The organism is Caldimonas tepidiphila, assembly GCF_003569765.1.
Classification (GTDB): Bacteria; Pseudomonadota; Gammaproteobacteria; order Burkholderiales; family Burkholderiaceae_C; genus Caldimonas; species Caldimonas tepidiphila.
Window position 1 is genome coordinate 132,522 of sequence record NZ_QXMG01000004.1, and the last position, 20,448, is coordinate 152,969.

Annotated in this window: 19 protein-coding genes; 9 read left to right on the plus strand and 10 right to left on the minus strand. The window is 68.9% G+C overall.

The genetic code is table 11. The features are described from left to right. Positions 1 to 83: 83 nt before the first annotated feature. Both ftsH and D3A59_RS08310 read right to left on the minus strand, forming a co-directional pair. Positions 84 to 1,988, minus strand: a complete 1,905-nt coding sequence (ftsH, locus tag D3A59_RS08305; protein WP_119154445.1) for an ATP-dependent zinc metalloprotease FtsH — start codon at positions 1,986 to 1,988, stop codon at positions 84 to 86. A 139-nt stretch (positions 1,989 to 2,127) separates the two neighbouring features. After that, a complete protein-coding gene (locus D3A59_RS08310) occupies positions 2,128 to 2,838 on the minus strand; it encodes an RlmE family RNA methyltransferase (protein ID WP_119154446.1) in 711 nt (236 codons plus the stop codon). 20 nt (positions 2,839 to 2,858) lie between these two features. Here D3A59_RS08310 and D3A59_RS08315 point away from each other — a divergent pair, with 20 nt between their 5' ends. Beyond that, positions 2,859 to 3,338, plus strand: a complete 480-nt coding sequence (locus D3A59_RS08315; RefSeq protein ID WP_119154447.1) for a YhbY family RNA-binding protein — start codon at positions 2,859 to 2,861, stop codon at positions 3,336 to 3,338. An 86-nt stretch (positions 3,339 to 3,424) separates the two neighbouring features. Here the strand turns inward: D3A59_RS08315 and D3A59_RS08320 are convergent, their stop codons facing one another. The 4 genes from D3A59_RS08320 to carA form a co-directional block, all read right to left on the minus strand. Then, positions 3,425 to 3,871: a DUF4149 domain-containing protein gene (locus tag D3A59_RS08320; protein ID WP_119154448.1), complete on the minus strand. Its 447-nt coding sequence runs from the start codon at positions 3,869 to 3,871 to the stop codon at positions 3,425 to 3,427. 14 nt (positions 3,872 to 3,885) lie between these two features. Next, entirely contained in the window at positions 3,886 to 4,362 is a 477-nt protein-coding gene (gene greA, locus D3A59_RS08325) for a transcription elongation factor GreA (RefSeq protein WP_119154449.1), read from the minus strand. Between the two features lie 95 nt (positions 4,363 to 4,457). Then, positions 4,458 to 7,712, minus strand: a complete 3,255-nt coding sequence (carB, locus tag D3A59_RS08330) for a carbamoyl-phosphate synthase large subunit (protein ID WP_119154450.1) — start codon at positions 7,710 to 7,712, stop codon at positions 4,458 to 4,460. After that, on the minus strand, positions 7,705 to 8,877 hold the full coding sequence (gene carA / locus D3A59_RS08335; RefSeq protein ID WP_119154451.1) for a glutamine-hydrolyzing carbamoyl-phosphate synthase small subunit: 1,173 nt from the start codon (positions 8,875 to 8,877) through the stop codon (positions 7,705 to 7,707). Before carA ends, carB begins: the two co-directional genes overlap by 8 nt. Positions 8,878 to 9,107: 230 nt before the next feature. Here carA and bfr point away from each other — a divergent pair, with 230 nt between their 5' ends. The 3 genes from bfr to D3A59_RS08350 all read left to right on the plus strand — a co-directional run bounded on the left by bfr (position 9,108) and on the right by D3A59_RS08350 (position 10,258). After that, positions 9,108 to 9,584 carry a bacterioferritin gene (gene bfr / locus D3A59_RS08340; RefSeq protein ID WP_119154452.1) on the plus strand — a complete coding sequence of 159 codons (477 nt, stop codon included), beginning with the start codon at positions 9,108 to 9,110 and terminating at the stop codon, positions 9,582 to 9,584. 219 nt (positions 9,585 to 9,803) lie between these two features. Then, positions 9,804 to 10,016 carry a (2Fe-2S)-binding protein gene (locus D3A59_RS08345; protein WP_119154453.1) on the plus strand — a complete coding sequence of 71 codons (213 nt, stop codon included), beginning with the start codon at positions 9,804 to 9,806 and terminating at the stop codon, positions 10,014 to 10,016. 5 nt (positions 10,017 to 10,021) lie between these two features. Next, entirely contained in the window at positions 10,022 to 10,258 is a 237-nt protein-coding gene (locus tag D3A59_RS08350) for a hemin uptake protein HemP (RefSeq protein WP_119154454.1), read from the plus strand. A gap of 89 nt (positions 10,259 to 10,347) precedes the next feature. On the opposite strand, the gene D3A59_RS08355 is transcribed toward D3A59_RS08350, so the two are convergent. Continuing rightward, positions 10,348 to 10,755 carry a GlcG/HbpS family heme-binding protein gene (locus tag D3A59_RS08355; RefSeq protein ID WP_119154455.1) on the minus strand — a complete coding sequence of 136 codons (408 nt, stop codon included), beginning with the start codon at positions 10,753 to 10,755 and terminating at the stop codon, positions 10,348 to 10,350. Between the two features lie 225 nt (positions 10,756 to 10,980). Between D3A59_RS08355 and D3A59_RS08360 the strand changes: the two genes are divergently transcribed. After that, a complete protein-coding gene (locus D3A59_RS08360; RefSeq protein WP_119154456.1) occupies positions 10,981 to 11,670 on the plus strand; it encodes a Bax inhibitor-1/YccA family protein in 690 nt (229 codons plus the stop codon). Positions 11,671 to 11,767: 97 nt separating this feature from the next. On the opposite strand, the gene rlmD is transcribed toward D3A59_RS08360, so the two are convergent. The 3 genes from rlmD to D3A59_RS08375 form a co-directional block, all read right to left on the minus strand. Further along, entirely contained in the window at positions 11,768 to 13,120 is a 1,353-nt protein-coding gene (rlmD, locus tag D3A59_RS08365; protein WP_119154457.1) for a 23S rRNA (uracil(1939)-C(5))-methyltransferase RlmD, read from the minus strand. A gap of 70 nt (positions 13,121 to 13,190) precedes the next feature. Beyond that, positions 13,191 to 14,561, minus strand: a complete 1,371-nt coding sequence (locus tag D3A59_RS08370; protein ID WP_119154458.1) for a transaminase — start codon at positions 14,559 to 14,561, stop codon at positions 13,191 to 13,193. Positions 14,562 to 14,595: 34 nt separating this feature from the next. Beyond that, a complete protein-coding gene (locus D3A59_RS08375) occupies positions 14,596 to 15,075 on the minus strand; it encodes an Lrp/AsnC family transcriptional regulator (RefSeq protein WP_119154459.1) in 480 nt (159 codons plus the stop codon). A 165-nt stretch (positions 15,076 to 15,240) separates the two neighbouring features. On the opposite strand from D3A59_RS08375, the gene aptA reads away from it, so the two are divergent. The 4 genes from aptA (at position 15,241) to D3A59_RS08395 (ending at position 20,437) form a co-directional block, all read left to right on the plus strand. Then, positions 15,241 to 16,551, plus strand: a complete 1,311-nt coding sequence (gene aptA, locus D3A59_RS08380) for an omega-aminotransferase AptA (RefSeq protein ID WP_119154460.1) — start codon at positions 15,241 to 15,243, stop codon at positions 16,549 to 16,551. A gap of 206 nt (positions 16,552 to 16,757) precedes the next feature. After that, positions 16,758 to 17,531 carry a gamma-glutamyl-gamma-aminobutyrate hydrolase family protein gene (locus D3A59_RS08385; RefSeq protein ID WP_119154461.1) on the plus strand — a complete coding sequence of 258 codons (774 nt, stop codon included), beginning with the start codon at positions 16,758 to 16,760 and terminating at the stop codon, positions 17,529 to 17,531. 100 nt (positions 17,532 to 17,631) lie between these two features. Next, the gene (locus D3A59_RS08390; RefSeq protein WP_119154462.1) at positions 17,632 to 19,002 is read left to right on the plus strand and encodes a glutamine synthetase family protein; all 1,371 of its coding nucleotides are present in this window, start codon (positions 17,632 to 17,634) and stop codon (positions 19,000 to 19,002) included. Between the two features lie 31 nt (positions 19,003 to 19,033). Then, on the plus strand, positions 19,034 to 20,437 hold the full coding sequence (locus D3A59_RS08395; RefSeq protein WP_119154463.1) for an aspartate aminotransferase family protein: 1,404 nt from the start codon (positions 19,034 to 19,036) through the stop codon (positions 20,435 to 20,437). Positions 20,438 to 20,448 lie beyond the last annotated feature (11 nt).

The following is a 20,448-nucleotide window of genomic DNA, read 5'->3' on the forward strand; positions in this document are numbered from 1 at the left end:
AGTCGAGTGGGGGCCGTCACTGCGAGGGCCCAAAAGAAACGGGGCCGAAGCCCCGTTTGCTGCCGTGCTTGACGCGCGCCGGATCAGGCGGCCGCGGGCGCACCGTCGGTGTTGACCGGCGGCGGGTTGCCGCTGCCGCCCTTGGTGTTGCCGGGCGTCCAGTCCTTGGGCGGGCGCGGCGGGCGGCCGGACATGATGTCGTCGATCTGCTCGGCGTCGATAGTTTCCCACTCCATCAGCGCCTTGGCCATCGCGTGCATCTTGTCCTTGTTCTCCTCGATGTGCCGGCGGGCGATCGCGTACTGCTCGTCGATGATCTTGCGGATCTGGGCGTCGACCTTCTGCATCGTCTGCTCGGACACGTTGACCTGCTTCGTGACCGTGCGGCCGAGGAAGACCTCGCCCTCGTTCTCGGCGTAGACCATCGGGCCGAGCTCGTCCGTCATGCCGTAGCGCGTGACCATGTCGCGGGCGATCTGGGTCGCGCGCTCGAAGTCGTTGCTCGCGCCGGTGGTCATCTGGTTCATGAACACCTCTTCCGCGATGCGCCCGCCGAACAGCACCGAGATCGTCGACAGCATGCGCTCCTTGTCCATGCTGTAGCGGTCGTTCTCGGGCAGCTGCATCGTCACGCCGAGCGCACGGCCGCGCGGGATCACCGTCACCTTGTGGACCGGGTCGGTCTTGGGCATCAGGCGCGCGACCAGCGCATGGCCTGCCTCGTGGTAGGCGGTGTTGCGGCGCTCCTCCTCCGGCATGACCATGGACTTGCGCTCGGGGCCCATCATGATCTTGTCCTTGGCGCGCTCGAAGTCGACCATCTCCACCACGCGGCCGTTGCGGCGTGCGGCGAACAGCGCAGCCTCGTTGACCAGGTTGGCGAGATCGGCGCCCGAGAAGCCCGGCGTGCCGCGCGCGAGGATGTCGGCGCGGATGTCCTGGCCGATCGGCACCTTGCGCATGTGCACGTTGAGGATCTGCTCGCGGCCGCGCACGTCGGGCAGCGTCACGTAGACCTGGCGGTCGAAACGGCCCGGGCGCAGCAGCGCCGGGTCGAGGATATCGGGCCGGTTGGTCGCCGCCATCACGATCACGCCGAGGTTGGTCTCGAAGCCGTCCATCTCGACCAGCATCTGGTTGAGGGTCTGCTCGCGCTCGTCGTTGCCGCCGCCGAGGCCCGCGCCGCGGTGACGACCGACCGCGTCGATCTCGTCGATGAAGATGATGCAGGGCGCGCTCTTCTTGGCCTGCTCGAACATGTCGCGCACCCGCGCCGCGCCGACGCCGACGAACATCTCGACAAAGTCGGAACCGGAGATGCTGAAGAACGGCACCTTGGCCTCACCGGCGATCGCCTTCGCGAGCAGCGTCTTGCCGGTGCCCGGAGGGCCGACCAGCAGCACGCCACGCGGGATGCGGCCGCCGAGCTTCTGGAACTTCTGCGGGTCCTTCAGGAAGTCGACCAGCTCCTTCACCTCCTCCTTGGCCTCGTCGCAGCCGGCGACGTCCGAGAACGTGGTGCTGTTGTTGGCCTCGTCGAGCATGCGAGCCTTCGACTTGCCGAAGCTGAACGCGCCGCCCTTGCCGCCGCCCTGCATCTGTCGCATGAAGTAGATCCAGACGCCGATCAGCAGCAGCATCGGACCCCAGGAGATCAGGATGCTCATCAGCAGCGAGGGCTCCTCGCGCGGCTTGACGTCGAACTTGACGCCGTTGTTGATCAGGTCGCCCACCAAGCCGCGATCGAGATAGGTCGCGGTGGTGCGGATGCGGCGGTCGTCCTGCGTGATGGCAATGATGTCGGTGCCGCCGTTGCCTTCCTGCAGCGTGACGTTCTTGATGCGGTTGTTGCGAACTTCCTCCAGGAAGTCGGAATAGCCGATCTGGCCGGCCGCCGTGGCGCTGCGGTCGAACTGCTTGAAGACGGTGAAGAGCACGAGGGCTATCACCAACCACACAGCCACTTTGGAGAACCACTGATTGTTCACCTCGGCTCCTTTTGAGTCCTAGAAAAAGTATTGCCTGAATGACCGGCAGATGGGGGCAATTTTAGTTCAGTCAAGAGCAGGGAGCCGACGGCCTTCCCCACGCTTGAATCAATGGAATTGATAGTTGTCAAGACTCTTTTCAAGCAGTACCTTTCGTGCTTGCTGGCACTTCTCGTGCCTGGGTCTTGAGACCCATGCCGATCAGGAAGGTTTCAGCGGATTTGTCGCGCGAGGCCTTCGGCTTGAGCGGCTTGACGACACGGAAGTGGTCCTTGAACAGCTTAACGAGTTGGCTGTAGCCGCTGCCGTGGAAGACCTTGCAGACCAGCGCGCCCTGGGGTTTCAGGTGCGCCTGAGAGAACTCGACGGCCAGCTCGACCAGGTGCGTGATGCGCGCCGCGTCGGAGCTCTCGATGCCCGACAGGTTGGGCGCCATGTCGGACACCACCACGTCGACAGGGCGTCCCGCCAGCGCCGCCTCGAGCTCGCGCAGCACCGCCTCCTCGCGGAAGTCCCCCTGGAGGAAGGTGACGCCCTCGATCGGCTCGAAGTCCAGCAGGTCGAGCGCGATGATCGTGCCGTTGAGCTCGCCGACCGCCGCGCCGCCGCTGCCGGCCTCCTTGGGCGCGAACTTGCGCCGCAGGTACTGGCTCCACGCGCCTGGGGCGGCGCCGAGGTCCACCACGACCTGCCCCGGCCTGATCAGCTTGAGCTCCTCGTCGATCTCCTTGAGCTTGTACGCGGCACGGGCCCGGTAGCCCTCCTTCTGCGCCAGCTTGACGTAGGGATCGGTGAGGTGGTCATTGAGCCAAGCCTTGTTGACCTTCTTGCTCTTGGTCTTGATTTTCATGAAGCAACGATAATAAGCGGATGCCAGCCATCCAATTGACTCCTGCCCAGCGCAAGGAGAAGCGTGCCGACGCGCACCATCTCGATCCGGTCGTCCTGATCGGCGGCGAGGGCCTGACCCCCGCCGTCCTCAAGGAGATCGACACCGCACTGAACGCCCACGGCCTGATCAAGGTCCGCGTCTTCTCCGACGACCGCGCCGCGCGCGAGGAACTGCTCGCGCAGCTCAGCGACCAGCTCGATGCGGCCCCGATCCAGCACATCGGCAAGCTGCTGGTGCTGTGGCGCCCCCAGCCCGAGAAGGAGAAGTCCGAGCGCGACGACCGCAAGCCCGGCCCGAAGATCGTGAAGATCGTGAAGCACTCGAAGCGCGGCGGCCAGCGCCCCGAGATTCGCAAGGTCACCGTGCTGGGCAACCAGCGCGTCACGCCGGGCGGCCAGATCAAGCGCGCCCGCACCCACCAGTCCAGCGTGAAGAAGAAGCAGGGCGACGCGAGCTGAGCTGAAGAGGCGCCCTCCGCCCTCCTCGTTCTCCGGCCCGCGATGCGCGGGCCGGTTCGTTTCCTGCCTACGCGAGCCGCCCTGTCTCAGCGTGCCCCCGACGGCGCTGCCCGCCAGGCCAGCGCCAGCACCAGCGCCCCCTTCAGCACGAAGAGCGCACTCGAGATGCCGTGCAGTTGCCCGAAGGACAAGGCGCCCTGCCCTTGCCGCGCCTGCTCCATCATCGGCTGCAGCGCGAAGTAGCCGGCTACGGTGCAGAACAGCGCGCCGAGCACCAGCAGCATCTCGCGGCTGAAGCGCGAGCCCGCCGCTCCCGCCTCCGCCGCCCGGCCCGCCAACTGCCGCTCGATCAGCAGCAGCAGCACACCCGCGGCGAGCCCCGCGTAGGCCTCGATCATGAAGTAGCGGCCCGCGACGCGGCCGGCATCGGAGCGCTCGAGCAGCGCGAACAGCGCTGGCGCGGCGACCGCGCCGAGCGTGAGGATCAGCCCGGCCCACAGGCCGGCGAGCAGGCAGCGCAGTCGCAGCAGCATCGGCGCCCCCGGCTTCAGATGTAGCGGACCTCGACGATCTCGTAGTGCTTGACGCCGCCCGGTGCGCGCACCTCGGCCACGTCGCCAGCCTCCTTGCCGATCAGCGCGCGCGCGATCGGCGAGCTCACCGAGATCAGGCCCTGCTTCAGGTCGGCCTCGTCGTCGCCGACGATCTGGTAGGTGACCTGCTCGCCGCTGTCCTCCTCCTCCAGGTCGACGGTGGCGCCGAACACCACGCGGCCGCCCGCGTCGAGCGCGGACGGGTCGATGATCTGCGCGGCGGCGAGCTTGCCCTCGACCTCGAGGATGCGGCCCTCGATGAAGCCCTGCTTGTCCTTGGCCGCGTCGTACTCGGCGTTCTCCGACAGGTCGCCCTGAGCGCGCGCCTCGGCGATCGCGTTGATCACGGCCGGACGCTCGACCGTCTTCAGGCGGTGCAGCTCCGCGCGCAGCTTCTCGGCGCCGCGCTTGGTCAGGGGAATGGTGGCCATGTGTTTTTTCTCCGACAGCAAAAAATCAGCCGCCGCCACTCTCCTTCTCAGGAGGGCCGGCGGCGGCCGATCGATGTCACTCTAGGTGACTTAGTTTAGCTCAGCTCTTTGTGCAGTTCCTGCACCGAGTAGACCTCCAGGTCGTCCTGGTGCTTCAGGCCCTCGGTCGCCGCCTCGCAGCCCGCCATCGTCGTGTAGTAGGTGATGCGGTTGGCGAGCGCCGCCTGGCGGATGTGGCGCGAATCGGCGATCGCCGTGCGCGTCTCGTCCACCGTCGTGAACACGAGCTGGATCTCGCCGCCCTTGATCATGTCGACGATGTGCGGACGGCCATCCTTGACCTTGTTGACCACGCGCACCGGCACGCCGGCCGCCGCGATCGACGCTGCCGTGCCCTTGGTCGCGACGACCTGGAAGCCCAGCTCGTGCAGGTCGCGTGCGACCGCCGCCGCGCGCTCCTTGTCGGCGTTCTTCACCGTGATGCAGACCGTGCCCTTGGCCGGCAGGCGCGAGCCCGCACCGAGCTGGCTCTTGATCATCGCCTCGCCGAAGCTGCGGCCCACGCCCATCACCTCGCCGGTGGAGCGCATCTCGGGGCCGAGGATCGGATCGACGCCCGGGAACTTGTTGAACGGGAACACCGCCTCCTTGACGCTGAAGTACGGCGGCACGACCTCGGCCGGCGCACGGCCGTTGGGGCTCTTCTGGTCCCTGAGCTTCTGGCCCGCCATGCAGCGCGCGGCGATCTTCGCCAGCGGCTGGCCGGTGGCCTTGGACACGAAGGGCACGGTGCGCGAGGCGCGCGGGTTCACTTCCAGCACGTAGACGACGGCCTTGTCGCCCTCGCCCTGGATCGCGAACTGCACGTTCATCAGGCCCACGACCTTCAGCGCCTTGGCCATCAGCGCGGTCTGGCGGCGCAGCTCGTCCTGCAGCGCGGCCGGCAGCGAGTAGGGCGGCAGCGAGCATGCCGAGTCGCCGGAGTGCACGCCCGCCTGCTCGATGTGCTCCATGATGCCGCCGATCATCACCTCCTCGCCGTCGCACAGGCAGTCGACGTCCACCTCGATCGCGTCGTCGAGGAAGCGGTCGAGCAGCACCGGCGACTTCTCGGAGACCTTGACCGCCTCGCGCATGTAGCGCTCGAGGTCCTTGTTGCCGTGCACGATCTCCATCGCGCGGCCGCCGAGCACGTAGCTGGGACGCACCACGAGCGGATAGCCGATCTCGCGGGCGAGCGTGATCGCCTGCTCCTCGGTGCGGGCGGTGCGGTTGGGCGGCTGCTTGAGGCCGAGCGTGTGCAGCAGCTGCTGGAAGCGCTCGCGGTCCTCGGCGATGTCGATGCTGTCGGGCGTGGTGCCGATGATCGGCACGCCGTTGGCTTCCAGGTCCAGCGCGAGCTTCAGCGGCGTCTGGCCGCCGTACTGCACGATCACGCCGATCGGCTTCTCGACCGCGACGATCTCCAGCACGTCCTCGAGCGTCACCGGCTCGAAGTACAGGCGGTCCGAGGTGTCGTAGTCGGTCGACACGGTCTCGGGGTTGCAGTTGACCATGATGGTCTCGTAGCCGTCCTCGCGCATCGCGAGGGCCGCGTGGACGCAGCAGTAGTCGAACTCGATGCCCTGGCCGATGCGGTTCGGGCCGCCACCGAGCACCATGATCTTCTTCTTGTCCGTCGGCGCCGCCTCGCACTCGTCGTCGTAGCTCGAGTACATGTAGGCGGTCTGCGTCGCGAACTCGGCCGCGCAGGTGTCGACGCGCTTGTAGACCGGGCGCACGCCCTGGGCGTGGCGTGCGCGGCGCACCTCGTGCTGGTTGGTGCCGAGCAGCTTGGCCAGGCGCCGGTCGGAGAAGCCCTTGCGCTTGAGGAAGCGCAGCTCGTCCTTCGACAGGCTCTCGAGCGAGCGGCCCGCCAGCAGCTGTTCGGTCTGCACGATCTGCTCGATCTGCGCCAGGAACCACGGGTCGATGCGGGTCTCCTCGAACACCTCGCGCAGCGTCATGCCGATGCGGAAGGCGTCGCCGACGTAGAGGATGCGCTCGGGGCCGGGCTCGCCGATCTCCTCGATGATCTCGTCGCGGTCGGTGGAGCGCTCGGACAGGCCGTCGATGCCGGTCTCGAGGCCGCGCAGCGCCTTCTGGAAGCTTTCCTGGAAGGTGCGGCCCATCGCCATCACCTCGCCGACCGACTTCATCTGCGTCGTCAGGTGCGAGTCCGCGGCCGGGAACTTCTCGAAGGCGAAGCGCGGGATCTTGGTGACGACGTAGTCGATCGAGGGCTCGAAGCTCGCGGGCGTCGCGCCGCCGGTGATGTCGTTGCGCAGCTCGTCGAGCGTGTAGCCGACCGACAGCTTCGCGGCGACCTTGGCGATCGGGAAGCCGGTGGCCTTCGACGCCAGGGCGGAAGAACGGCTCACGCGCGGGTTCATCTCGATCACGATCATGCGGCCGTTGTCCGGGTTGATCGAGAACTGCACGTTCGAGCCGCCGGTGTCCACGCCGATCTCGCGCAGGATCGCGATCGAGGCGTTGCGCAGCAGCTGGTATTCCTTGTCGGTGAGCGTCTGCGCGGGCGCCACGGTGATCGAGTCGCCGGTGTGGATGCCCATCGGGTCGAGGTTCTCGATCGAGCAGACGATGATGCAGTTGTCCGCCTTGTCGCGGACGACCTCCATCTCGTACTCCTTCCAGCCGATCAGCGACTCCTCGATCAGGAGCTCCTTGGTCGGGGACAGGTCGAGCCCGCGCTTGCAGATCTCCTCGAACTCCTCGGGGTTGTAGGCGATGCCGCCGCCGGTGCCGCCGAGCGTGAAGCTCGGGCGGATCACCATCGGGAAGCCCGAGCCGCCGATCTCGGCCTGGATGCGCTTCTGCACGGCCCAGGCATCCTCCATCGAGTGCGCGATGCCCGACTTGGCCGAATCCAGGCCGATCTTGGTCATCGCGTCCTTGAACTTCAGGCGGTCCTCGGCCTTCTCGATCGCGTGCTCGTTGGCGCCGATCATCTCGACGCCGTACTTCTCGAGCACGCCGTTGCGGTGCAGGTCGAGCGCGCAGTTGAGCGCGGTCTGGCCGCCCATCGTCGGCAGGATCGCGTCCGGGCGCTCCTTGGCGATGATGCGCTCCACCACCTGCCAGGTGATCGGCTCGATGTAGGTCGCGTCCGCCATGTTCGGGTCGGTCATGATGGTCGCAGGGTTGCTGTTGACCAGGATGACGCGATAGCCCTCCTCGCGCAGCGCCTTGCAGGCCTGCACGCCGGAGTAGTCGAACTCGCAGGCCTGACCGATGATGATCGGGCCGGCGCCGATGATGAGAATGGATTTCAGGTCGGTGCGCTTAGGCATTGCGGGTCTCCATCAGCGCGACGAAACGGTCGAACAAATAGGCGATGTCATGGGGTCCGGGCGAGGCTTCCGGGTGGCCCTGGAAGCAGAACGCGGGCTTGTCAGTGCGGGCCAGGCCCTGCAGCGTGCCGTCGAACAGGCTGACATGGGTCGGACGCAGGTTGGCCGGCAGGCTCTTCTCGTCCACGGCGAAGCCGTGGTTCTGGCTGGTGATGCTGACGCGGCCGTTGTCGAGGTCCTTGACCGGATGGTTCGCGCCGTGGTGGCCGAACTTCATCTTGAAGGTCTTGGCACCCGAGGCGAGCGCCATCAGCTGGTGCCCCAGGCAGATGCCGAAGGTCGGGATGCCAGTCTCGATCAGCTCGCGCGAGGCGGCGATGGCGTAGTCGCAGGGCTCCGGGTCGCCGGGGCCGTTGGACAGGAAGATGCCGTCGGGCTTGTACTTCAGCACTTCCGCGGCGGGCGTCTGCGCCGGCACCACGGTGATGCGGCAGCCGCGCTCGGCCAGCATGCGCAGGATGTTGAACTTCACGCCGTAGTCGTAGGCGACGACGTGGAAGCGCGGCTGGTCCAGGCGACCGTAGCCGGTGCGGCCCTCGGCGCCGGCGAGCTTCCACTCGGTCTCGGTCCACTCGTAGGGCTCGCGCACGCTCACGACCTTGGCGAGGTCCAGCCCCGCCATGCTCGGCGCGCCCTTGGCCTGGGCGACGGCTTCCTCGACGATCTGCTGCGTGACGGACTCGCCGGCGGGCAGCGCGACGATGCAGCCGTTCTGCGCGCCGCGGTCGCGCAGGATGCGCGTGAGCTTGCGGGTGTCGATGTCGGCGATCGCCACGGTGCCCTCGTCGCGCAGGTACTGCGGCAACGTGCGGGTCATGCGGAAGTTCGACTCGAGGACCGGCAGGTCCTTGATGATCAGGCCGGCGGCATGGACTTTCGTGGCTTCCACGTCCTCTTCGTTGACACCGTAGTTGCCGATGTGCGGATACGTCAGCGTGACGATCTGCCGGCAGTAGCTGGGGTCGGTGAGGATTTCCTGGTAGCCGGTGAGGGCGGTGTTGAACACCACCTCACCCACCGTGTGACCGGCTGCGCCGATCGAGGTGCCGAGAAAGACCGTGCCGTCTGCGAGTGCAAGAAGAGCTTGAGGCAGTTGCGGCAGCACGGGGGATCTCCGGGTAGGTGCGCGCCCAGCTCTGCTCGACGAGCCGAGTCCGGAGGAAACGGGGGGAGTTTCGCTAGGCGGGATGATTGCGGGTAAACCCGTCGATTATAGCCTGCCCAATGCCCTTGAGTGGTGCGGGCCTTCGGTACCTCAGCGATAGAGGCGGCGATTGAGAAGCCGCCCGAGGCCCCTCAGAATGCGAACTCCTCCCTATCGAAAGGAACCAGGCGATGAAAGGCGACCCCCAGGTCATTGCGCACCTGAACGCACAGCTGAAGAACGAACTGACCGCCACCAACCAGTACTTCCTGCACTACCGGATGCTCAAGCACTGGGGCCTGGACAAGCTGGCCAAGAAGGAATACGAGGAATCGATCGGCGAGATGAAGCACGCCGACAAGCTGATGGAGCGCATCTTCACGCTCGACGGCCTGCCCAACCTGCAGGACCTCGGCAAGCTGCTGATCGGCGAGGACGTGCCCGAGATCCTGCGGGCCGACCTGCAGCTCGAGTCCGCCGCGCAGGGCACGATCAAGGACGGCATCGCCTACTGCGAGTCGGTGCGCGACTACGTCTCGCGCGACCTGCTGGAGGACATCCTCGAGGACACCGAGGAGCACATCGACTTCCTCGAGACCCAGCTCGACCTGATCGACAAGGTGGGCCTGCAGAACTACCTGCAGTCGCAGATGGGCGACGCGTCCTGAAGCCCGCCTTCCAGTCCCTCCCGGAGGCCGCGACAGCGGCCTCTTTTTTTGCCCGCCTCCCCGCCGGATCGCGCTCGAGCAGCGACCGGGCACGCAACGAGCGCCGCCCCCCTCGGGTGCCGCCCGACATCGCCACAGACCCCTGCGCGATGCGGGTTAACGCGATGGATTGCGAATCATTCTTATTTATACTGGCGTTTCCTTGATGAGGGACCTGCCATGATCATCTGCGTTTGCCGACGCGTGAGCGACCGCGACATCGAACATCACGCCCGCCAGGGCTGCACCAGCCTCGACGAGCTCCAGATGGAGACGGGCCTGGGCACCTGCTGCGGCCGCTGCACCGACTGCGCGACCGAAGTGCTCGCCCGCAGCCAGCGCACGGTGATGTGCCATCTGCACGTCGAAGGCAAGGAAATGGCGCTCACGTGAACCCCATGACGCCGACGACGCCCCTCGATTCCCTGCCCCCGGCGCCGCTGCACGGCACGTCCCTGCCGCCGGACGAGGGGGAGGCCTGCGGCGCCGGGTACACGACGCCTGCGCCGGCCGGCGACGCGATCCTCTCCAGCGCGCAGCTGCTGCGGGGGCGCAAGCTCGTGCAGATCGAGCACAACGGTGCCGTCTACATGCTGCGCACCACCAAGCTCGGCAAGCTGATCCTCACCAAGTAGGCATTCCTGTCATCGTGGGGCGACCGCAGCGGTCGCTTTTCGTGCAGCCAGGCCCCCGGGGCCAAGCCACACGTTTTTTCCCGTCGGACTCAGGCGCCCAGCGCCGCGATGCCGGCGCGGCCGATCTGCGCGTCCTCGGACGACTTCACGCCGCTGACGCCCACCGCACCGACGCACTCCCCGTTCACCAGGATCGGCACGCCGCCCTCGAGCAGGCCCTCGACGCCCGGCGCGCTCAGGAAGGACACGCGGCCCTGGTTGATCATGTCCTCGTAGACCTTGCTCTCGCGGCGGCCGAGCGCCGCGGTGCGCGCCTTGGCCGGCGCGATCTGCGCGGACACCGGCGCGGCGCCGTCGAGGCGCTGCAGCCACAGCAGGTGGCCGCCGTCGTCGACGATGGCGATCGTCACCGCCCAATGGTGGGCCAGCGCCTCGGCCTCGGCGGCCTGGGCGATCTTGCGCACGTCCTCGAGCGTCAGGCAAGGCTTGGTTTTCATCTCGGTCGAACTCCTCGTCAGAAAAAACAGAAATGGAGGGAAGGGGCGCGAGCGTAGCGTTTTTCCCTCCACGGTGCACGCCGGCGCCCCCTGCCGCGCCGCGTCGCGGCGCCCGCTCGGCACGCCGCTTGCCGATTCATCGCGATGTCGGTGTCTGTTGCCGAATGCGGGAACTAGAATCCGCTGCGCGGGTCTGATCCTGCACAACTTTTCTGGAGGTGAGCAATGAACGAAAACTTGCAGTCGGTCTACGGCTATGCCGTCGGCGCCGAGCAGCGCAACCGGGTGCTGCGCAACACCTATTGGCTGCTGGCACTGTCGATGGTGCCGACGGTGCTGGGGGCCTGGGTGGGGGTGAGCACCGGCTTCACGTTCATGGCCGGCAGTCCCTTCATCGGCTTCATCGCCTTCATGGCGATCGCGTTCGGCTTCTTCTTCGCGATCGAGAAGTTCAAGAATTCCGGCATCGGCGTCGCGCTGCTGCTGGCCTTCACCTTCTTCATGGGCCTGATGCTGTCGCGACTGATCGGCGCGGTGCTGGGCTTCTCGAACGGCGCCTCGCTGATCATGCTGGCCTTCGGCGGCACCGGCGCGGTGTTCCTCGGCATGGCGACGCTCGCGACGACGATCAAGCGCGACCTGTCCGGCATGGGCAAGTGGCTGATGGTCGGCATGGTGGTGCTGCTGGTGGCGGTCGTGGCCAACATCTTCCTGCAGATCCCGGCGCTGATGGCCACCATCTCGGCACTCGCGATCGTGCTGTTCTCGGCCTTCCTGCTGTACGACCTCAAGCGCATCGTCGACGGCGGCGAGACCAACTACGTCACCGCGACGCTCGGCCTGTACCTGAGCATCTACAACATCTTCCAGTCGCTGCTGAGCCTGCTGGGCATCTTCGGCGGCGAGCGCGAGTAAGCGCTGCGCGCGCCCGCAGAGGGCTGGAATTGGAACGGGGCTCCGCGGAGCCCCGTTTTTTTTCGCCCGCGGCGCCTGCAGGCACCGGGAAGTCCGCTCAGCCGCGCTCGAAGACCGCGATCGACTCGACGTGCGCGGTGTGCGGGAACATGTTGACCGCGCCCGCCGCGGTGCAGCGATAGCCGGCCTGGTGCACCAGCAGCCCGGCGTCGCGCGCGAGCGTCGCCGGGTTGCAGCTGACGTAGACGATGCGGCGCGGCGCGACGTCGCCGGCCCCCGCCTCGGACTGGTGCAGGTCGGCCAGCGCCTTGACGAGCGCGAAGGCGCCCTCGCGCGGCGGATCGACCAGCCACTTCTCGGCCGCGCCGTAGACGCGCAGCTCGTCCGGCCCCATCTCGAACAGGTTGCGCGCCTCGAAGCGCACCTTGTGGCCGAGCTCGTTGAACGCGGCGTTCTCGCGCGAGCGCTGCACCAGCGCCTCGCTGCCCTCGATGCCCAGCACCTCGCGCGCCTGCGTCGCCAGCGGCAGCGTGAAGTTGCCCAGGCCGCAGAACCAGTCGATCACGCGCTCGCCCGGCTGCACGTCCAGCAGCCGCAGCGCGCGGCCCACCAGCACGCTGTTGATGTGGTGGTTGACCTGCGTGAAGTCGGTCGGCTTGAAGGGCATCGTCACGCCGAACTCGGGGAGCCGGTAGGCCAGCAGCGGCCCGCCCTCGTCGAGCAGGTGCACCGTGTCCGGCCCCTTGGGCTGCAGCCACCACTGCACCCCGCGCTCGGCGGCGAAGGCGCGCAGCCGGCCCGCATCGGCCTCGCTCAGCGGCTCGAGATGCCGCAGCACCAGCGCGATCACGAGGCCGTCCGGCCCCTCGCCCACCGCCACCTCGATCTGCGGCAGCCGGTCGCGCGCGTCCATCGACGCGACCAGCGCGCGCAGCGGCACCAGCAGCGCGCTGACCTCGGGCGGCAGCACCTCGCAGCTCGTCATGTCGGCGACGTAGCTCGACTTGCGCTCGTGGAAGCCCACCAGCACCCCGCCCTTCTTCGGCACGTGCCGCACCGACAGGCGCGCGCGGTAGCGGTAGCCCCAGGTCGGGCCCTCGATCGGGCGCAGCATGCGCTCGGGCCGGACCTTGCCGAGGTGCCAGAGGTTGTCCTCGAGCACGCGCTGCTTGACCGCGACCTGCGCCTGCACGTGGAAGTGCTGCATCTTGCAGCCGCCGCAGGTGCCGAAGAAGGCGCAGCGCGGCGCGACCCGCTGGCTGCTCTCCTTGCGGATCGCGGTGACCTGGGCCTGCTCCCAGTTGTTCTTGCGGCGGGTGGTCTGCACCTGCACCTGCTCGCCGGGCAGCGCGCCTTCGATGAACACCACCTTGCCTTCGGCGTTGTGGGCAACGCCCTGGGCCTCCAGGTCGAGCGACTCGACCGTCAGCCATTCGTTGTTTGCTGTCATGGGGCGCGATTATCGAGCCTGCCCGCGACCGGCATTCGCGGCAGGGACACGCCCTCGCCCGGGCCTTCCGTCATGCGAGCAACTCCCCGAGGAAGTCGCGCAGCCCCTGCAGCAGCCGCCCGATCTCCTCGTCGCCGGTCAGCGGCGAGACCAGCATCATGTTGTGGAAGGGCGTCAGCAGCACGCCGCGGTTGAGCAGCCACAGGTGCAGCGCCCGCTCCAGCCCGGCGTCCATCGCGGCGCGCGCCTGCGCGGCGTCGGCCGGGGGCCGATCGCAGAACTGCAACTCCATCCGCGCGCCGAGCCGCGCCACGCTCCACGGCAGCGCGAACCCGGCGATCAGCCCCTGCAGGCCGGCCTCCAGCGCCCGGGCCCCGCGCTCCATCGCCGCGTGGGTTTCGGGCGTCATCAGCTCGGCGAGCGTCGCGTGCAGCGCGGCGACGCCGAGCAGCGGCGCCGACAGCGTCGTGCCGATGCCGGAGTGGCCCTCGGGCGCGGCGCGCCGGGCCGCCTCCATGCGCGCCGCCACCGCGTCGGTGAAGCCGTAGACGGCGCAGGGCAGGCCGCCCGCCACCGCCTTGCCGACGACGAGGAAGTCCGCGTCGAGGCCGTGCACCCGGCAGTAGCCGCCCGGCCCGGTGCTGAGCGTGTGCGTCTCGTCCATCACCAGCAGTGTGCCGTGCGCGTCGCAGGCCTGCCGCAAGGCCTCGAGGAAGCCGGGCTGCGGCGGAACCAGCCCGCAGTTGGTGAGCGCCGGCTCGGTCAGCACGCAGGCGACGTCGCCGGCGGCGAGCGCACGGCGCACCGCGTCGGGATCGTTGAAGGGCACGACGAGCGTCGTCTCGGCGAGGTCGTGCACCTGCCCGAGCAGGCTGGCGCGCGTCAGCGTGCGGCCGTCCTCGGCACGGTCTGCCAGCGTGTCGTCGACGGTGCCGTGGTAGCAGCCGTCGAACACCAGCACGCGGCGGCGGCCGGTGATCGCGCGCGCCCAGCGCAGCACGAAGCGGTTCGCGTCGCTCGCGCTCAGCGCCAGCTGCCAGCGCGGCAGCCCGAAGCGCGCGGCGAGCAGCCGGCCGAGCTCCGGCACGAGCGCCGAGGGCAGCATCGCCGTCAGCCCCTGCTGCGCCTGCGCGGCGAGCGCGCGCGCCACCGCAGGCGGGCTGTGGCCGAACATCGCGCCGGTGTCGCCGAGGCAGAAGTCGGCATAGGCGAGGCCGTCGACGCACTCGAGCCGCGCCCCTTGCGCGCGCTGCACGTAGAGCGGGCTCGGCGTCGGCCAGTCGCGCATCCAGTGCATCGGCAAGCCGAAGAGGTAGTGCGGCGCGCTCTCGAGCGCGAGCTGCAGCGAGCGCGGGTGCAGCCTGCAGAAGCGCGCCGCCTCGTCGCGCTGCAGCGCCGCGAGGCGCTCGCGGGAAAACGGATCGGCACCGGGAGTCTGCATCGGGAGGTCCTCCGCTCGCACCGCAGGGCTGCCTTCAGAGCTCCAGCGCGGTGGTCTTCTTGACGGTGCGCAGCACCAGCATCGAGTTCGAGCGCACCACGCCCGGCAGGTGCGGCAGCACCCCGGTGTGGAAGCGCTCCAGATCCTCGGCGTCGCGGTAGGTGAAGCGCAACAGGTAGTCGTTGCTGCCGGCGACGTAGAAGCAGTCGAGGATCTGCGGCTCGTCGCGCACCGCCTGCTCGAAGCGCGCGAGCATGTCGGGCGTGGTGCGCTCGACGTTGACGATCGTGAACGAGGTGCCGGGCTGGCCGACCGCCTTCGGGTTCAGCAGCGCCACGTACTGCGCGATCACGCCCGCCTCCTCGAGCAGCCGCACGCGGCGCAGGCAGGCCGACGGCGACAGGTGCACCGCCTGCGCGAGCTCGACGTTCGACACCCGCGCGTCGTGCTGCAGCACGCGCAGGATCGCGCAATCGGTCGCGTCGAGTTGCAGGGTGGCGGGGGCGGTTCGCATTTTCTGCCGCGGAGGAGAAGTTTCTTCGCATGTTATGCGAAAGCCCAGCCCTCACCCCCCTCGATTGCGCCTCCCCATTGCGCGGGTGTGCACCTAAACTGGGCTGTCCGTTTCACGTCAGCCCCGGCCCCCTGCAGCGGGTGCCGCCCGAGGGAGTTTCACACGATGGATCAGAAGCTCGACGCCTACTGGATGCCGTTCACCGCGAACCGCCAGTTCAAGTCTTCTCCCCGCATGCTGGCCAAGGCCGCCGGCATGCACTACTGGACGCCGGAGGGCCGCAAGGTGCTCGACGGCGTCGCCGGTCTCTGGTGCGTCAACGCCGGCCACGCGCGGCCGAGGATCGTGCAGGCGATCGCGGAGCAGGCGAGCGAGATGGACTACGCGCCGCCCTTCCAGATGGGCCACCCGAAGGCCTTCGAGCTCGCCGAGCGCCTGGTGCAGCTCACCCCGGCCGGCCTGAACAAGGTCTTCTATGCCAACTCCGGCTCCGAGGCGGTCGAGACCGCGCTGAAGATCGCGCTCGCCTACCACCGGGTGCGCGGCGAGGGCCAGCGCACCCGGCTGATAGGCCGCGAGCGCGGCTACCATGGCGTCAACTTCGGCGGCCTGTCGGTCGGCGGCATGGTCGCCAACCGCAAGATGTTCGGCTCGTTGCTCGCGGGCGTGGACCACGTCCGCCACACGCACGACCTGTCGCGCAATGCCTTCAGCCGCGGCCAGCCGGCCCACGGCGCCGAGCTCGCCGACGACCTGGAACGCCTCGTCGCGCTGCACGACGCGTCCACCATCGCCGCGGTGATCGTCGAGCCCGTGGCGGGCTCCACCGGCGTGCTGATCCCGCCGCAGGGCTACCTGCAGCGCCTGCGCGAGATCTGCGACCGCCACGGCATCCTGCTGATCTTCGACGAGGTCATCACCGGCTTCGGTCGCACCGGCACGCCCTTCGGCGCGGAGACCTTCGGCGTCACGCCCGACCTGATGACGGTGGCCAAGGGCATCACCAACGGCTGCGTGCCGATGGGCGCGGTGTTCGCGAAGCAGCAGATCCACGACGCCTTCATGAGCGGCCCCGAGAACGCGATCGAGCTCTTCCACGGCTACACCTACTCGGCGCACCCGCTCGCCTGCGCCGCCGCGCTCGCGACGCTCGACACCTACGCCGAGGAGGGGCTCCTCACGCGCGGCAGCGGCGAGCTCGCGAAGTACTTCGAGGACGCGGTGCATTCGCTGCAGGGCCTGCCGCACGTGATCGACACGCGCAACATCGGCCTCGTCGGCGCGATCGAGCTGGCCCCGCTCGCGGGCTCGCCGGGCAAGCGCGCCTTCGACGTGTTCCTGAAGTGCTGGGAGGCCGGCATCCTGATCCGCACCACCGGCGACACGATCGCGCTGTCGCCGCCGCTGATCATCGAGCGCGCGCACATCGACCAGCTCGTCGGCACGCTCGCCGAGGTGCTGAAGCAGGGCGCCTGAGCGGTTCCCGGCCGCGGCAGGCGGCGGTCCGCACGGCGCCGCCTGCCCTCCTTCTCCCCCCCGACCCCCGTGGGTCGGGCCCCAACACCCTGCCCCGCGCGTGTCTGGCACACTCGGAGCAAAGCCTGCGACAAGCCGCGAAACCCGAAGTCTCCGCCTCCCAAGCCCAGTGCGGACCGGTCAATAACCGGGCCGCAGCAAGCCCGATGAGCACCCTGACCTTCCCCGCGCCGGCCCGCCGACCGGTCGTCCTGCTTCCCGCCTGCAACCGCACGCTCGGCGCGCATCCCTACCACGTGATCGGCCGCAAGTACGTCGACGCGGTCCGGCTCGCCGGCTGCCTGCCGCTGGTGGTGCCGAGCGCCGCCGCCCAGGACGTCGACGAGCTGCTCGAGACCGCGCACGGCGTGCTGCTGACCGGCTCGCCCTCCAACGTGCACCCCGACCACTTCGGCGAGTCGGTGCTCGACGAGAACCTGCCGCTCGACCCCGACCGCGACAGCCTGACGCTGCCGCTGATCCGCAAGGCGCTCGCGCGCGGCGTGCCGCTGTTCGCGATCTGCCGCGGCTTCCAGGAGATGAACGTGGCCTTCGGCGGCTCGCTGCACCAGGCGGTGCACGACCGGCCCGGCCACCTGGACCACCGCGAGGCCCCGGACGGGCCGCTCGAGGAGCAGTACGGCCCCGCGCACGAGGTCAGCATCGTGCCCGGCGGCCTGCTCGAGACCATCCTCGGCGACTCGCGCTTCCTCGTGAACTCGCTGCACGGCCAGGGCGTGAACCGGCTCGCCGAAGGCCTGCGCGTCGAGGCGGTCGCGCCCGACGGGCTGATCGAGGCCTTCTCGCGGCCGTCGGCGCCGGCCTTCAACCTGTGCGTGCAGTGGCATCCGGAGTGGCAGGCGAGCGAGAACCCAGTGTCCGTCAAGCTGTTCAAGGCCTTCGGCGCGGCCTGCCAGGCCTACCGCGACCGCAACACCTAGCTGCGGCCGGCTTGCGCCGCCCGGAGGAGGAGCGAGCGCCTACGCAGCGTCGCGGCCGGCCGTGCCGGTCGCCCGACCGTCCCAAGAACGAGGTGTTTCCATGGTGCAGCAGCGTAAGAACCTGAACTTCAGCGAACTCGAACAGTGGCTCAACGAGCGCCGCGTCACCGAGATCGAGTGCCTGGTGCCCGACCTGACGGGTGTGGCGCGCGGCAAGATCCTGCCGCGCGAGAAGTTCACCGAGGACCGCGGCATGCGGCTGCCGGAGGCGATCGTCGCGATCGGCGTCACCGGCGAGTTCCCCCAGGAGGGGCCCTACTACGACGTGATCACGCCGACCGACCGCGACATGCACCTGCGCCCGGACCCCTCGACGGTGCGCCTGGTGCCCTGGGCGAGCGACCCGACCGCGCAGGTGATCCACGACTGCTTCGACCGCGACGGCCGGCTCATCCCCTACGCCCCGCGCACCGTGCTGCGGCGCGTGTGCGAGCTCTACGAGGCCGAGGGCTGGCAGGCGGTGGTCGCGCCCGAGCTCGAGTTCTACCTCGTCGAGCGCGCCACCGACCCCAACATGCCGCTGCGCCCGCCCAAGGGACGCAGCGGCCGCGCCGAGACCTCGCGCCAGGCCTACTCGATCGACGCGGTCAACGAGTTCGACCCGCTGTTCGAGGACATCTACGACTACTGCGAGAAGATGGAGCTCAACGTCGACACGCTGATCCACGAGGTGGGCGCCGGGCAGATGGAGATCAACTTCTTCCACGACGAGCCGCTGCAGCTCGCCGACGAGGTGTTCTTCTTCAAGCGCACGATCCGCGAGACCGCGCTGCGCCACGAGATGTACGCCACCTTCATGGCCAAGCCCATGGCGCACGAGCCGGGCAGCGCGATGCACGTGCACCAGAGCGTGGTGGACCGGCGCACCAGGCGCAACATCTTCAGCAACGAGGACGGCACGCCGAGCCGCGAGTTCTACTGGTACATCGGCGGGCTGCAGCGCTACATCCCGGCGGCGATGGCGCTGTTCGCCCCCTACGTCAACTCCTACCGCCGCCTCGTGCGCGCCACCGCCGCGCCGATCAACATCCAGTGGGCCTTCGACAACCGCACCGTCGGCATCCGCTCGCCGGTGGCCACGCCCGCGGCGCGGCGCGTCGAGAACCGCGTCATCGGGGCGGACGCCAACCCCTACGTGGCGCTGGCCGCGACGCTCGCCTGCGGCTGGCTCGGCATCAAGAAGCGCATCGAGCCGACGCCCGAGTGCCGCGGCGACGCGTACCTGGGCGACTACACGCTGCCGCGCAGCCTCGGCGAGGCGCTCTCGCTGCTGCGTGCCGAGAAGGACCTGCACGAGGTGCTGGGCGAGCCCTTCATCACCGTCTACACCGAGATCAAGGAAGTCGAGTACGCCGAGTTCATGAAGGTCATCTCGCCGTGGGAGCGCGAGCACCTGCTGCTGCATGTCTGAGCCGAGCCGGAACGAACCCGAGGAGACCGTCATGAACGCCCGCAATCACCCGCTCGAGTCCCCCGGACGGACCACCGCCGAGTGGCAGGCCGCCGACGCCGCGCACTTCCTGCATCCCTTCACCGACCACCGCGCGCTCGCCGGGCGCGGCACGCGCGTGATCGAGCGCGGCGAGGGCATCCACCTCTGGGACACCGAGGGGAAGAAGATCCTCGACGCGATGTCGGGCCTGTGGTGCGTCAACGTCGGCTACGGCCGGCGCGAGCTGATCGACGCCGCCACGCGCCAGCTCGAGCGGCTGCCCTTCTACAACAGCTTCTTCCAGACCACCACCCCGCCGGCGATCGAGCTCGCCGAGCTGCTGGCCGAGGTGACGCCGCCGCAGTTCGAGCATGTCTTCTTCTCCAGCTCCGGCTCCGAGAGCAACGACACGATCGTGCGCATGGTGCGCCGCTACTGGGACCTGCTCGGCCAGCCGCAGCGCCAGGTCATCATCGGCCGCGAGAACGGCTACCACGGCTCGACGATGGCCGGCGCCTCGCTCGGCGGCATGAAGGGCATGCACGCACAGGGCGGCCTGCCGATCCCCGGCATCGAGCACATCGGCCAGCCTTATCAATTCGAGCACGGCCGCGGCATGGACCGCGCCGAGTTCGGGCGCGTCGCCGCGGGCTGGCTGGAGCAGAAGATCCTCGCGATCGGCCCGGACAAGGTCGCCGCCTTCATCGGCGAGCCGGTGCAGGGCGCGGGCGGCGTGATCGTGCCGCCCGAGACCTACTGGCCCGAGATCCAGCGCATCTGCGACCAGTACGGCATCCTGCTCGTCTCCGACGAGGTGATCTGCGGCTTCGGCCGCACCGGCCACTGGTTCGGCTGCGAGCGCTTCCGAACCCGGCCCGACCTGATGACCTTCGCCAAGGGCGTCACCTCGGGCTACGTGCCGCTGGGCGGCGTGATGGTCGGCGAGCGCGTCGCGCGCGTGCTGATCGAGCAGGGCGGCGAGTTCGCGCACGGCTACACCTATTCCGGCCACCCGGTGGCCTGCGCGGTGGCGCTGGCCAACATCCGGCTGATGCAGCGCGAGGGGCTGGTCGAGCGCGTGCGCGAGGACACCGGCCCCTACCTCGCGCGGCAGTTCGAGGCGCTCGAGGACCACCCGCTGGTCGGCGACGCCGAGACCTGCGGCCTGATGGGCGCGCTGCACCTGCTGCGCGACAAGGCGGCCGGCACGCCCTTCGACCCGGCGCTCGAGGTCGGCATGGTCTGCCGCGCGCACTGCTTCGGCAACGGGCTGATCATGCGCGCGGTCGGCGACCGCATGATCATCGCGCCGCCGCTGGTGATGACGCGCGCGCAGATCGACGAGATGGGGGCGCTGATCCGCCGCTGCCTCGACCTGACCCTGGCCGAGCTGCGCGAGCGCGGCTGGTTCTGAACCGGCCCGGC

Bases quoted from the DNA above. Each gene is read 5' to 3' on its own strand.
- aptA (WP_119154460.1), top strand. From the start codon at position 15,241: ATGGATCAGAAGCTCGACGCCTACTGGATGCCGTTCACCGCGAACCGC.
- D3A59_RS08395 (WP_119154463.1), top strand. From the start codon at position 19,034: ATGAACGCCCGCAATCACCCGCTCGAGTCCCCCGGACGGACCACCGCC.
- rlmD (WP_119154457.1), bottom strand. From the start codon at position 13,120: ATGACAGCAAACAACGAATGGCTGACGGTCGAGTCGCTCGACCTGGAG.
- D3A59_RS08375 (WP_119154459.1), bottom strand. From the start codon at position 15,075: ATGCGAACCGCCCCCGCCACCCTGCAACTCGACGCGACCGATTGCGCG.
- D3A59_RS08310 (WP_119154446.1), bottom strand. From the start codon at position 2,838: ATGAAAATCAAGACCAAGAGCAAGAAGGTCAACAAGGCTTGGCTCAAT.
- D3A59_RS08385 (WP_119154461.1), top strand. From the start codon at position 16,758: ATGAGCACCCTGACCTTCCCCGCGCCGGCCCGCCGACCGGTCGTCCTG.
- bfr (WP_119154452.1), top strand. From the start codon at position 9,108: ATGAAAGGCGACCCCCAGGTCATTGCGCACCTGAACGCACAGCTGAAG.
- D3A59_RS08390 (WP_119154462.1), top strand. From the start codon at position 17,632: ATGGTGCAGCAGCGTAAGAACCTGAACTTCAGCGAACTCGAACAGTGG.
- D3A59_RS08370 (WP_119154458.1), bottom strand. From the start codon at position 14,561: ATGCAGACTCCCGGTGCCGATCCGTTTTCCCGCGAGCGCCTCGCGGCG.
- D3A59_RS08360 (WP_119154456.1), top strand. From the start codon at position 10,981: ATGAACGAAAACTTGCAGTCGGTCTACGGCTATGCCGTCGGCGCCGAG.
- D3A59_RS08345 (WP_119154453.1), top strand. From the start codon at position 9,804: ATGATCATCTGCGTTTGCCGACGCGTGAGCGACCGCGACATCGAACAT.
- carB (WP_119154450.1), bottom strand. From the start codon at position 7,712: ATGCCTAAGCGCACCGACCTGAAATCCATTCTCATCATCGGCGCCGGC.
- greA (WP_119154449.1), bottom strand. From the start codon at position 4,362: ATGGCCACCATTCCCCTGACCAAGCGCGGCGCCGAGAAGCTGCGCGCG.
- D3A59_RS08355 (WP_119154455.1), bottom strand. From the start codon at position 10,755: ATGAAAACCAAGCCTTGCCTGACGCTCGAGGACGTGCGCAAGATCGCC.
- D3A59_RS08315 (WP_119154447.1), top strand. From the start codon at position 2,859: ATGCCAGCCATCCAATTGACTCCTGCCCAGCGCAAGGAGAAGCGTGCC.
- D3A59_RS08350 (WP_119154454.1), top strand. From the start codon at position 10,022: ATGACGCCGACGACGCCCCTCGATTCCCTGCCCCCGGCGCCGCTGCAC.
- D3A59_RS08320 (WP_119154448.1), bottom strand. From the start codon at position 3,871: ATGCTGCTGCGACTGCGCTGCCTGCTCGCCGGCCTGTGGGCCGGGCTG.